The sequence below is a fragment of the Micromonospora sp. NPDC005206 genome (assembly GCF_040608175.1).
Lineage (GTDB): Bacteria > Actinomycetota > Actinomycetes > Mycobacteriales > Micromonosporaceae > Micromonospora.
On sequence record NZ_JBEXHU010000015.1, the window covers coordinates 90,252 to 101,627 of the forward strand.

The window sequence follows — 11,376 nt, forward strand, 5'->3', positions numbered from 1 at the left end:
TGGCCCGACCCCGGTAGGCCGGCAGCGGGGCGGGTAACCGTCGCGTGGTCACGACAGGGAACGCCCAGAGCCACCGCACGGGGGAGTGCAGCGCACATGGGTGTAGGAAGCGGGATCTTTCTCATCGCGATCGGCGCCATCCTGACGTTCGCGATACGAGCCAACGTCTGGTGGATAGACCTGCGCGCGGTCGGCTGGGTGTTCATCCTGGCGGGGCTGGCCGTACTGCTGACCACGCTCTGGTTCTGGCAGGACCGGCGTAAGCGGGCCCGAACCCTCATCGTCGAGGAGAATCGGCTCTCGCACCCGACGGCGATGATGCCGCCGCCGCCCGACCCGCCGCCGCCGACCGCGCCACCCTCCTGAGCCGCGTACGCCCGGGCCACCCGTCGACCATCGGCGGGTGGCTCAGCCGCGTGCGACGTGCCGTGCGATGACCGGTGCCCGAGCCGGGGCCAGCTCCGTCCAGCTCAGCGCGCCGCGGTGCACCGCCAGTTCGGTGGTCCGCAACCCCTCCGTGTCCGCCCCCTCCGTGTCGAGAAGCGCGGAGAGCAGCGAGATGCCCGGATTGTGGGCGATCAGCAACGCCGTCCGTGCCGCCGCGTCGATGGTGCGGACCAGCGCCAACAACTCCTCCGGATGGGCGTCGTACGCGCCGGGCTCGTAGCGGACGGTCGGGCGGGGACCGGCTGGGCCGCCCTCCGGTGGCGAACCGGTCATCCCCATCGCCACCCCGTGCCAGGTCTGCCGGGTCCGTAGCGCCGTCGAGCAGATCACCACGTCCGGCAGCAGCCCGTTGTGGGCCAGCCAGGCACCGGCCGCCGCCGCGTCGGCGTGCCCCCGCGCGGAGAGCGGCCGGTGGGCGTCGTCGGTCCCTTCGCCGCCCTGCTCGGCCTTCGCGTGCCGGAGCAGCACCAGAGTCCGTGTCTCGGGATGGGCGTCCGTCATACCCCCAGCTTGCCCGATTGGCGATCTCCGTGCCGGGGTAAGTCGATGGGTGCCGCACCCCTACCGACGGCCGCGGCGCGACGTACGCCAGGTTGGAGCCGAGGAGCGAGACATGGGCATTGGTGGCAGCATCTTCCTGATCGCGTTGGGCGCGATCTTCGCATTCGCCGTGGAGGCCGACCTGGGCTGGCTGAACCTGGCCGTGGTTGGCTGGGTGCTGATGCTGGCCGGCGTCGCCGGCCTGCTCGCCACCCTCTACTTCTGGAACAGCCGCCGCCGCACGGTGGTCGCCGCGCCGGTCCGGGAGGACCGCGTCGTGGCCGACCGCGTGGTGCCGGTCCAGGACGACCGGGTCATGCGGGAGTACCGCGAGGTGCGCCGGCCGGGTCGGCCGGTCTGACCCCACGATCACGCGTTCCGGGGTCCCGCAGCGTCGCGGGGCCCCGGCTCGCGTCCTGTGCCGGTCGGGGTCAGGCGAACAGCGCGAAGTAGATCGCGATGTGGTGGCACAGCGCGGCCAGCAGGGTGCAGGCGTGGAAGAACTCGTGGTGGCCGAAGACGGTCGGCCACGGGTTGGGCCGGCGCAACGCGTAGAAGACCGCGCCGACGCTGTAGATCGCGCCGCCGACGATCAGCAGCACCAGCGCCGCGACGCCGCCCCCGTGCAGGATCTCCGGCAGCATGGCCACCGACACCCAACCGAGCGCCAGGTAGAGCGGCGCGGAAACCCAGCGTGGGGCGTGCGGCCAGACCACCTTGAGCGCCACGCCGGCCAGCGCACCACCCCAGACCAGGGCCAGCATCACGGTGGCCGGTCGCGGCGCGAGCAGCAGAGCGCAGAACGGGGTGTACGTGCCGGCGATGAACAAGAAGATCATCGAGTGGTCCATCCGGCGCATCACCTGGTAGCCGCGCTCGGACCACACGCGACGGTGGTACAGCGCGCTGGTGCCGAAGAGCCCGCAGACGGTCAGGCTGTAGATGACGCAGCTCACCAGGGGTGCCCACCCCGGCCGGGTGGCGGCGATCGAGCACAGCACGATGCCGCAGACCAGGGCGACGAAGAAGGCGTACGTGTGCAGCCAGCCGCGCATCCGGGGCTTACCGATGTCGACCGGCTTCAGTCGAAGCGGGGCGGAGGTGGTCACGACATCAGGTTACGGCACCGTAGGTTACTTGCAAGTAGTCGCGCTGGTGACGCCCGGCACCGTCCCCGTGAACACCCGCCGGCACGACATCGGCGAGGATGAACGGATGCGGATCCGACCCGCCGGGGCGCACGCCCTGCTGCTCGACTTCTCCGCGCCCGCCGACGCGACTCAGACCGACCTCGTCGACGCGTGGCGGGCCGAGCTGTGGCGCCGCCGCGAGCGGGGCGAACTGGCCGCCGTCGAGATCGTGCCGGCCGCCAGCACCGTCCTGCTCGACGGCCTGCCCGACCCGGCCGCCACGGCCGACCTGCTGTCCCGGTGGGCACCAACGGTCGCCACGGCCGTCAACCACACCGCAGGCGCGGCGGAACGGATGCGCGAGCGGGGCTCTGACGAGGTCGTCGTCCCGGTCGACTTCGACGGGCCTGACCTGCCGGCGGTCGCCGAGCACTGGGGGGTCGACGTGCCGGCCGTACCGCGCCGGCTGACCGGCACCCCGTTCCGGGTCGCCTTCTGCGGCTTCGCCCCCGGGTTCCCCTACCTGACCGGGCTGCCCGCCGAGTTGGCGCTGCCCCGCCTGGCCACCCCGCGCCCCCGCGTGCCGGCCGGCTCGGTCGCCCTGGCCGGCCCGTACGCCGGCATCTACCCGAGCGCGTCCCCCGGCGGCTGGCTGCTGGTTGGCCGGACCGAGCTGGTCCTCTTCGACGTACACGCCGACCCGCCGGCCCGGCTCGGCCCGGGCACCCGGGTCCGGTTGGCGGCGGCGTGACCCGTCCTGCCGAGATCGAGGTGCTCCGCGCCGGCGCGCTCACCACCGTGCAGGACCTGGGCCGGCCCGGCTGGGCACACCTGGGCGTACCCCGGTCCGGGGCCCTCGACCCGGCGGCCCTGCGGCTGGCCAACCGGCTGGTCGGCAACCCGGAAGGGGCCGCCGGCCTGGAGATCACCCTGACCGGCTGCGTGCTGCGGCTGACCCGGGCCACCACCGTGGCGGTCACCGGAGCCGAAGTGCCGATCCGTGCCGGTGACCGACCCGGCGACACCGGACGCCCGCTCACCGTGCCGGCCGGAACGGTGCTGCGGATCGGCCCGGCGCGTCGGGGCGTACGGAGCTGGCTGGCCGTGGCGGGCGGGATCGAAGTGCCGGCGGTGCTCGGCAGCCGGGCCACCGACACCCTCTCCGGGCTGGGGCCGTCCCCGCTGCGGGATGGCGACCGGCTGCCGCTCGGCGAGCCGGTCGGCGAGCCCGCGCCGGTGGACGTGACCGTGGGCCCCGCACCTGCACCGGAGCTGCACCTGGCCCTGCACCGAGGTCCCCGCTACGACTGGTTCACCCCGACCGCGTTCGACCGGCTGCTCGGCACCCCGTACACCGTCAGCCCGGTGAGCAACCGGGTCGGCGCGCGGCTCACCGGCGCGCCGCTGCCCCGCGCGGTCGCCGGCGAACTGCCCAGTGAGGGCATCGTGCTCGGCGCGGTGCAGGTGCCGGCGGACGGACAACCCCTCATCTTCCTCGCCGACCACCCGACCACCGGCGGATACCCGGTCATCGGGGTGGTCAGCGACGCGACCCCGCTCGCGCACGCCCGGCCAGGTACTACCGTCAGATTCCATGGACCTCAACGCTGACCTGGGCGAGGGATTCGGCATCTGGCGACTCGGCGACGACGAGGCGCTGCTGGACCTGGTCACGTCCGCCAACGTCGCCTGCGGCTTCCACGGCGGCGACCCGTCCACCATGCGGCGGGTCTGCGAGGGCGCGGCGCGGCGCGGGGTGGCGGTGGGCGCGCAGGTCGGCTATCGCGACCTGGCCGGCTTCGGCCGGCGGCACATCGCGTACGACTTCGCCGAGCTACGCGACGAGGTGACCTACCAGCTCGGGGCGCTCAGCGCGTTCTGCCAGCTCTTCAACACCCGGGTCCGCTACCTCAAGCCGCACGGGGCGCTCTACCACGCGGCCGCCATCGACGAGTCCCAGGCGGCGGCGGTGGTCGCCGCGGTGACCGGCCACGACCCCGAGCTGCCCGTGCTCTGCATGCCCGGCACCACGCTCGCCCAGCTCGCCGTCGGCGCCGGCCTGCCGGTGGTCGCCGAGGCCTTCGCCGACCGCGGCTACCTGCCCAACGGGGTGCTGGTGCCCCGCGGCACCCCCGGCGCGCTCATCACCGACCCCGACGAGGTGGCCACCCGGGCGATACGGATCGCCACCGAACGGACCGTGGTGGCGGTGGACGGCACCGTCATTCCCTGCCCGGCGGACTCGATCTGCGTACACGGCGACACACCCGGCGCGGTCTCCGCCACCGAGCTGGTCCGCGCCACGCTGATCGACGCCGGTGTCCCACTAACCCCGTTCGCGTGAAAGGAAGGGCCCCTTCTTATCGGATTTTGTTGTACAAGGGGCCCTTCCTAACAGCTAGGAGTCGAGGCCGCGCAGCACCAGCGGAAGCCGGGCCGCGGCGCCGTCGACCACGCGGACCGGAACGCCCCAGTCCTGGCGGGTCAGGTGGCAGGCCGCGTGCTCGACGTCCGCGTCGCAGGTCGCCGCCTGCGCGGTCACCTGGAGCACCCCGCCGGTCACCTCGCCGTTGAGCACCAGCCGGCGGGACAGCTCGGTGCCCGTGCCGGCGCCCTCCACCAGCAGCTCGGGCGGGGACGCGGACACCACCAGCCGGGTCGACGGCCCGTACGTCTCGTCCAGCTTCTGCCCCGGCGCGGGGGTGAAGACGATGTCGAGGGTGACCTCACCGGCCGCGACGTCGGTGGGCTTCCGCTCGGTGCGGTGCCGTGGGCCGTCCACCGTGCTGGCACCGGCCGTCGACAGCGAACCCGGGGCCAGCCGGGTCAGCCGGTGCGCGGCGGACTCCACGACCAGCACCTCGCCGGCCGGGGTGAGGACCAGATCGCTCGGCTCGGCCAGCCCGTCGGCGACCGTGGACACCTGACCGGTCGACGGGTCGAAGCGGCGCACCGCGCCGTTGTAGGTGTCCGCGATCAGCACCGAGTCGTCCGGCAGCGCGCACACGCCCAGCGGGTGCTGGAGCAGCGCCGACTCCGCCGGCCCGTCCACGTGACCGAAGTCGAACAGGCCCTGCCCGACGGCGGTGCCCAGCACCCCGTTCTCGACGTACCGAACGGCGCTGGTCTCGCTGTCGGCGATCCAGAGCCGGGTGCCGTCGGCGGAGACGGAGAGCCCGGACGGCTGCGCCATCCACGCCTCGGCGAGCGGGCCGTCGCGCAGTGCCTCGACAGTCGTGCCGGCGTACATGCCGGCGGTCCGCTTGATCGGATCGAACCACCAGAGCTGGTGGATGCCGGCCATCGCGATGATCAGCTTGTCGTCGTACCAGGCCAGGTCCCACGGTGAGGAGAGATCCACGGCGAGCGCGTCGTGCGCGTGGTCGTCGACCGAGGCGCGCCACTGCTTGCCGCTGCCGGCCACCGTGACCACCTCGCCGGACGCCAGGCGTACGCCGCGCAGCAGGTGGTTGACCGTGTCGGCGACCACCAGGTCGTAGCCGGCCACCTCGGCGACCTGCCGTGGCAGCACGCAGAGCCCCTGCGGCTCGGAGAAGGTCGCCGCGCCGGCCGGCCCGTCGGCCCGGCCCCGCTCACCCGAGCCGATCCGGCGCACCGGCGTCTCGCCGTCCGGAGCCAACTCGACCAGGGAGTGCCGGGCCGAGTCGGAGACCAGCAGGTTGCCGTCCGCCAGCACCACCGCCTTGCCTGGGAAACGCAGCGTGGTCTCCGGTGCCGGCGGCGGGACGTACGGGCCGTCGCCCCGGTGCAGGGTGCCCTTGGCCTCATGGGTCGCGATCAGCTCGTCGATCAACCGGGCCAGCCCTTCGGCGTGCCCCTCGCCCGCCATGGTGGCCACCACGTACCCCTCCGGGTCGATCACCGACAGGGTCGGCCAGGCCCGGGCCGCGTACTGCTGCCACATGTCCAGATCGGGATCGTCGAGTACGGGATGGTGCACCCCGTACCGCTCCACGGCGGCGGCCAGCGCGTCGGCGTCCTTCTCATGCTCGAACTTCGGCGAGTGCACACCGATCACGACGAGCACGTCGCCGTACTTCTCCTCCAGCGGACGCAGCTCGTCGAGCGCGTGCAGGCAGTTGATGCAGCAGAAGGTCCAGAAATCGGCCAGGACGATCTTGCCGCGCAGGTCGGCGAGTTTGAGATCGCGTCCACCGGTGTTCAGCCAGCCCCGACCCCGCAGCTCGGGAGCCCGTACTCGTGCACTCATGCCCCCATCGTGCCTGATCACCGGCCCGTCACCGGCCGGAGGGGGCGAGCCGCCCAGATCCGGGCGCGTACGCCTCATCCCCGCTGGTGGGACGACGACGGCGGGGCCACGGTCACCCGTGGCCCCGCCGTCGGTTCGCGTTACTTGGTGGCCGGCTTGAGGCAGAGCACCCGGTTGGTGCCGTCGCCGGGCAGCACCACGTGCGGCTGGGCCGGATCGGCGCACTTGTCCTTCGCATCCACCTTGGAAACGATGGTGAACGCGCCCGCCTCGCCACAGTCCACCGCCGAGGCGCCCTGGCCGGACTGCTTCACGCAGGTGCCGACCGCCGGGTCGAAGGCCGGCGTGTCGTCCCCGCCGAACTTGCCCAGCAGCATCAGCAGGCCGAGCGGCACCGCCAGGATGAGCACCGCGGCGATCAGCACCGCCGCCAGCACGCGGCCGTTGCGCACCTTCGGCACCGGTGGCTCCGCCTGCGGCTGGTCGGCGTCCGGCTTGTACGCGTCGAACCGGCCCTGGTCCGACTCGCCGGCTGCCTGGCCCCACGATGGTGCAGGCTGCTGGGGCGCCGGCGGGAAGGCCGGCGGCGGGAAGCCGCCGCCCGGTGCCGGCTCGGTGGACTGCCCCCCGAAGCCGGGGCCGCCGAAGTTCGGGCCGCCGAAGCCCGGCGCGCTGTTCATTCCGGCGGTGCCGGCGACCGGTGACCCGGGGGCGCCGAACGGCTCGGCCGTGCGCTCGGCGCCGGCCTGCGGCCGGACCCCGTTCATCGGCCGGTTGCTGCCCGGGGTGTCGACGAACGACGGCACACCCGGCGGGAAGGCCGGAGGCGGGGACGCCGCCGCACCGAATCCGTTCGGAGCGGCCGGCACGTCCCGGTCGTCGAAGCGCGGCTCGGCCGGAGGTTCGCCGCCCCACGCGGGGGCGGCACCCTGTCGCTCCGGGCCGTTCTGCCAGTCTTGTGCGCCCGGGCGCTCGGCGCCGTTCTGCCAGTCGGGTGCGCTTGGGCGCTCGGCGCCGGTCTGCCAGTCGGGTGCGACCTGCCGGTCGGGGCCGTTCTGCCAGTCCGGTGCGCTCGGGCGCTCGGGACCCGGGGCGGCCTGGAACGCCTCCGGCGCCGCCTGCTCCGGCTCGTTCTCCGGCTCGGGGCGGGGCGGGCGACCGTACACCCGGGGCTGCGGCGCGGGCGCGCCGGCCGGTCGTACGGCCTGGTCGGTGGGGGGCATCACCCGGCTGGCCAACGGAACCGATGCACTCGCCGACGCCCGGCCGGCCGCCGACTCGGCATCCGGCGCCGGTACTACCGCGCGGCCTGCTCCGGCCTCCGGGGAGACCCGCGGGGCGGGCACCACGGCGCCGGCCGCCGGAGCCTCCTCGGCCCGGCCCCAGCCGGCCGGCTCCGCCTCGTACTGCGCGGCGGCGTCCGGGTTCTCCCGCTCGGCGTACGCCGGCTGCTCGGAGGCAGCGCCGTACTGGGCCGGCGGCCCGTAGTTGGCCGGCGGTGCGGCAGCCAGGCTGGCCCCCGGCACGCGCTGCTCCTGCGGGGGCAGTGGCACGGCGTTCGCGGGCGAGATGCCCGGTGCGGGAGCGGGCTGGTAGACCGGCGACTCGTCGCCCCGGCCCGCCTCCCACTCACCGCGGGACTGCGAGGCTTCCGCCTCGGCGCGACCCCATACCTCGCCGGGCGCCCACGGCTGGGCGTCCGGCACGCCGGCGCTGCCCTGGGCGGCGTTGTCGGGGGCGGCGGCCCAGGCGGGCGTCCCGTCGTTGCTGGGAACGCTGGCACTGGCCCGGGCCGGGGTGCCGGTGGCGTCCGCGGTCCATTCCGCCGATTCCGGCCGCTCGGCCGGCTGGTCCTGCGGCGAGAGCACCCAGTCCGGCTGCTGCGGACGACCCTCGGCGCCACCCCAGGCGGCGGGCTGCGCGGCCTCGTCCTGCTTCACGTCGGTGCCGTCGCCCCACCCGCCGGGCTGCGCCGGCTGCTGCTGTCCGGCCCAGCCGCCGGAGCGGGCCGGGTCGTCCTGGCCGGGCCAGTTCGGCGCCGGCGCCTGAGCCGGCACCTGAGCCGAGCCCCGGGAGGCGGCCGCCTCGGCCTGGCCCCACCCGGGGGCCGCCTGCTCGGTCGACTCGGCGGGCTGGCCCCAGGTCTGTGGTGACTGCTCAGCCGGCGTCCACATCGGCTGATCGCCCTGACCGGCGGCGCCGGTGGCCCAACCGGCGCCCTGCGCCGACTCTGCCTGCTGCGACTCGCCGCCGCGCCAGTCGCCGGCGGGCGGGTTGGCCTGCGCCGCTCCGCTCCAACCGCCGGAGCGGGCCGGGTCGTCCTGCTGGGCGTCGGCGTTCCAGCCGCCGGAGCGGGCCGGGTCGTCCTGAGCCGGCCAGGCTGCGGTGGCGGGCGGCACCTGCGCGGCACCCCGCGCGGCCGGCTGGGCCTGCGCCCACTCGGGCTGCTCGGCGCCCCCGGGGGTCCACCCGGGTGCGCTCTGCTCGGCTGGCGTCCAGCCCTGCTGCTGGGCGGCCCACGGGGCGGGCTGCGTGTGGTCGGGTGCGCCACCCGCGCCGGTCCAGGTGCCGGGCTGCTGCGGCGGCTCGTTCGCGCCACCGCCGGTTGCCCAGGCGGGCTGCGCCGGCTCGGTGGGCTGCGGCGCGGCGGCGGCACCCCAGGCGGGGTTCGGCTGCTGCTCAGACTGAGCGGCCCATGCCGGGGCCGGCGGGTTCGGCCGCGCCGGCGGCGGGGGTGCCCAGCCCAGGTCGGGGCCGGCGGCGTTGTAGCCGTTGTCCGGCTGCGCCGGGCGGTCGCCGTACGGCGCCGGTCCGCCGGCGCCCGGTGACACCTCGTCCGGCTCCTGGCCGGGGCGGTGCGGGCCCTCGGACGTCATCGGTGCGCCTCCTCCATCACATGTCGGCCGCCGGTGCCGATCGGTCTCCTCGGCATGGCTGCCGGCGTCACCGGCGTGCCGGGCTCCCCGCACCGTATCCGGTGACCACACGGGGCGTCCAAGGAGCACCGGTCGTCACTCCGCGTGGCCGGTCGGTGTCGAGCAGCTTCTATCGGCTCCGCCGGTGCCGGCCCGGCGGGCGGCGACCGAAGCCCACCGTACCGGGCGCTGCCGCACGGCGGAATCCCGGTGCCGGGAGGGGAGGAAACGCCGATGGCCCGCCCGGTCGGCCGGGCGGGCCATCGATCTGAAGGAGGTGAGGAATGTCGGTGGAGCGTCAGCCCATGTGACGCTGGGCGATGATGAGGAGTTCCTCGCGGACGGCCGGCGAGTTCGCCGAGCGCAGCGCGTGCTCGATGGCACGGGCGCGGCGGGTGGCGTCGCGGTGACTGCGGATTCGCTCGATCATGCTCATTGGGGGTGTCCTCCTGGCTATTCGGTTGTCGGCCCCTGATGCATCTATTGAACCGCAGAACCCGGCTAACTTCCATCGATTGTTAGGTGAGTTGGGACACCTGCCTAACAATCAAAGGTCTGAGGGGTGTTTCGCCGACGGTTTCGTCGCCCAACGGACACGGCCGGTGTGCCGGGCGTTAACCCGTGGCACACCGGCCGTGGCTGGCGTTCGGACGATCAGGTCCAGGCGAGCAGCGCCGCCTCCGGATCGGCGAGGAAGTCGCCGATGTCGCGCAGGAACTTCGAGCCCAGCTCACCGTCGATGATCCGGTGGTCGAAGCTCAACCCCAGCGTGGTGACCTGGCGCGCCTTGACCTTGCCCTTGTGCACCCAGGGCATCTCCCGCACCGCGCCGAAGGCCAGGATCGCCGACTCACCCGGCGGCAGGATCGGCGTCCCGGTGTCCACCCCGAACACCCCCACATTGGTGATGGTCAGGGTGCCGCCGGACATGTCCGCCGGCGAGGTCCGGCCGGACTTCGCCGTCTGCACCAGGTCGTTCAGGGAGTCCGCCAGCTCGCGTAGCGAGAGCCGGCCCGCGTCCTTGACGTTCGGCACGATGAGGCCACGCTCGGTGGCCGCGGCGATGCCGAGGTTGACGTACTCCTTGACCACGATCTCGTCGCCGGCCCAGGTCGAGTTGACCATCGGGTGCCGCTTGACCGCCAGGAGTACGGCCTTCGCCACCAGCAGCAGCGGCGAAACGCGGACGTCGCGCCACTCCCGCCGGCCGCGCAGCCGGTCGAGCGCCTTCATCGCCCGGGTCACGTCGACGGTCAGGAACTCCGTCACGTGCGGGGCGGTGAACGCCGAGCGGGACATGTTCTCGGCGGTGAGCTTGCGTACCCCCTTGACCGGGATGCGCTGCTCGCGGTCCGCGCCGAAGCTGGCCGCGCTCGTCGCCACCGCCGCCGCCCTGATCGGCTCGGCCACGGCGCCACTCGCCGCCTGCTGCACGTCCTCCCGGGTGATCGAGCCCAGCGGACCCGACCCGGTCAACGTGCTCAGGTCAACCCCGAGGTCCTTGGCGAGCTTGCGCACCGGCGGCTTGGCCAGCACCAGCCCGCCGGTCACCGCAGCGACCGGCGTCGGCGCGGCCACCGGCTGCGGAGCCGGCGCGACCGGCGCCGGAGCGGCCGTGGGCGCCACTGCGGCCTGCGCGGGGACGCCACCCTTGCGGGGGCGGCGCTTCGCGGCGGTGGTACGCGGGCCGTAGCCGACCAGGACCGCGGTCCGCCCACCCGGGGCGGGGCCGCCGATCAGACCGGGCTCGACCATGCCCTCGGCCGGTGCCACCTCGACGGCTGCCAGCGAGGCCGCCGACGGGGTGGGCAGGTCACCACCGGGCGTGGCCGTGGTCGACGGCGCGTCCAGCGGGCCGGCGCCCGGGTCGGTGTCGATCGCGATGATCGGCGTACCGACCTCGACCGTGGTGCCCTCCGGGTGGAAGATCGCCTGGACCTGGCCGGCCCACTTCGCCGGGATCTCCACGGCCGCCTTCGCCGTCTCCACCTCGACGATCGGCTGGTTCAGCTCGATGGTGTCGCCGACCTTGACCAGCCACGACAGGATCTCGCCCTCGGTCAACCCCTCGCCCAGGTCGGGCAGGTTGAACTCCTTGATCCGGGACATGCCG

At 74.3% G+C, this 11,376-nt stretch carries 11 protein-coding genes; 5 read left to right on the forward strand and 6 right to left on the reverse strand.

Features of this window, described 5'->3' with window-relative positions; genetic code table 11:
- The first annotated feature begins 96 nt into the window (after positions 1-96).
- On the forward strand, positions 97-366 hold the full coding sequence (locus ABZU69_RS23245) for a DUF6458 family protein (RefSeq protein WP_074315731.1): 270 nt from the start codon (positions 97-99) through the stop codon (positions 364-366).
- A 42-nt stretch (positions 367-408) separates the two neighbouring features.
- Here ABZU69_RS23245 and ABZU69_RS23250 read toward each other — a convergent pair whose 3' ends face one another.
- On the reverse strand, positions 409-948 hold the full coding sequence (locus tag ABZU69_RS23250) for a histidine phosphatase family protein (RefSeq protein WP_354966441.1): 540 nt from the start codon (positions 946-948) through the stop codon (positions 409-411).
- A 112-nt stretch (positions 949-1,060) separates the two neighbouring features.
- Here ABZU69_RS23250 and ABZU69_RS23255 point away from each other — a divergent pair, with 112 nt between their 5' ends.
- On the forward strand, positions 1,061-1,348 hold the full coding sequence (locus ABZU69_RS23255; RefSeq protein ID WP_354966442.1) for a DUF6458 family protein: 288 nt from the start codon (positions 1,061-1,063) through the stop codon (positions 1,346-1,348).
- A 70-nt stretch (positions 1,349-1,418) separates the two neighbouring features.
- Here the strand turns inward: ABZU69_RS23255 and ABZU69_RS23260 are convergent, their stop codons facing one another.
- Positions 1,419-2,096, reverse strand: coding sequence for a hemolysin III family protein (locus ABZU69_RS23260; protein WP_354966443.1), 678 nt, complete (start codon positions 2,094-2,096; stop codon positions 1,419-1,421).
- A 106-nt stretch (positions 2,097-2,202) separates the two neighbouring features.
- Here ABZU69_RS23260 and ABZU69_RS23265 point away from each other — a divergent pair, with 106 nt between their 5' ends.
- Genes ABZU69_RS23265 through ABZU69_RS23275 form a run of 3 tightly spaced genes read left to right on the forward strand, consistent with a single transcriptional unit; the run spans position 2,203 to position 4,461 of the window.
- A complete protein-coding gene (locus ABZU69_RS23265) occupies positions 2,203-2,868 on the forward strand; it encodes an allophanate hydrolase subunit 1 (RefSeq protein WP_354966571.1) in 666 nt (221 codons plus the stop codon).
- Positions 2,865-3,728, forward strand: a complete 864-nt coding sequence (locus tag ABZU69_RS23270) for a biotin-dependent carboxyltransferase family protein (protein ID WP_354966444.1) — start codon at positions 2,865-2,867, stop codon at positions 3,726-3,728. The genes ABZU69_RS23265 and ABZU69_RS23270 overlap by 4 nt, the downstream gene beginning before the upstream one ends.
- Positions 3,712-4,461 carry a 5-oxoprolinase subunit PxpA gene (locus ABZU69_RS23275; RefSeq protein WP_354966445.1) on the forward strand — a complete coding sequence of 250 codons (750 nt, stop codon included), beginning with the start codon at positions 3,712-3,714 and terminating at the stop codon, positions 4,459-4,461. The genes ABZU69_RS23270 and ABZU69_RS23275 overlap by 17 nt, the downstream gene beginning before the upstream one ends.
- A 54-nt stretch (positions 4,462-4,515) precedes the next feature.
- On the opposite strand, the gene ABZU69_RS23280 is transcribed toward ABZU69_RS23275, so the two are convergent.
- The 4 genes from ABZU69_RS23280 to ABZU69_RS23295 all read right to left on the reverse strand — a co-directional run bounded on the left by ABZU69_RS23280 (position 4,516) and on the right by ABZU69_RS23295 (position 11,372).
- Entirely contained in the window at positions 4,516-6,348 is a 1,833-nt protein-coding gene (locus ABZU69_RS23280) for an NHL domain-containing thioredoxin family protein (protein ID WP_354966446.1), read from the reverse strand.
- A gap of 140 nt (positions 6,349-6,488) precedes the next feature.
- The gene (locus ABZU69_RS23285) at positions 6,489-9,224 is read right to left on the reverse strand and encodes a hypothetical protein (protein ID WP_354966447.1); all 2,736 of its coding nucleotides are present in this window, start codon (positions 9,222-9,224) and stop codon (positions 6,489-6,491) included.
- Between the two features lie 337 nt (positions 9,225-9,561).
- Entirely contained in the window at positions 9,562-9,699 is a 138-nt protein-coding gene (locus ABZU69_RS23290) for a hypothetical protein (RefSeq protein ID WP_199723474.1), read from the reverse strand.
- A 218-nt stretch (positions 9,700-9,917) separates the two neighbouring features.
- On the reverse strand, positions 9,918-11,372 hold the full coding sequence (locus ABZU69_RS23295) for a dihydrolipoamide acetyltransferase family protein (RefSeq protein WP_354966572.1): 1,455 nt from the start codon (positions 11,370-11,372) through the stop codon (positions 9,918-9,920).
- Between the last annotated feature and the right edge of the window lie 4 nt (positions 11,373-11,376).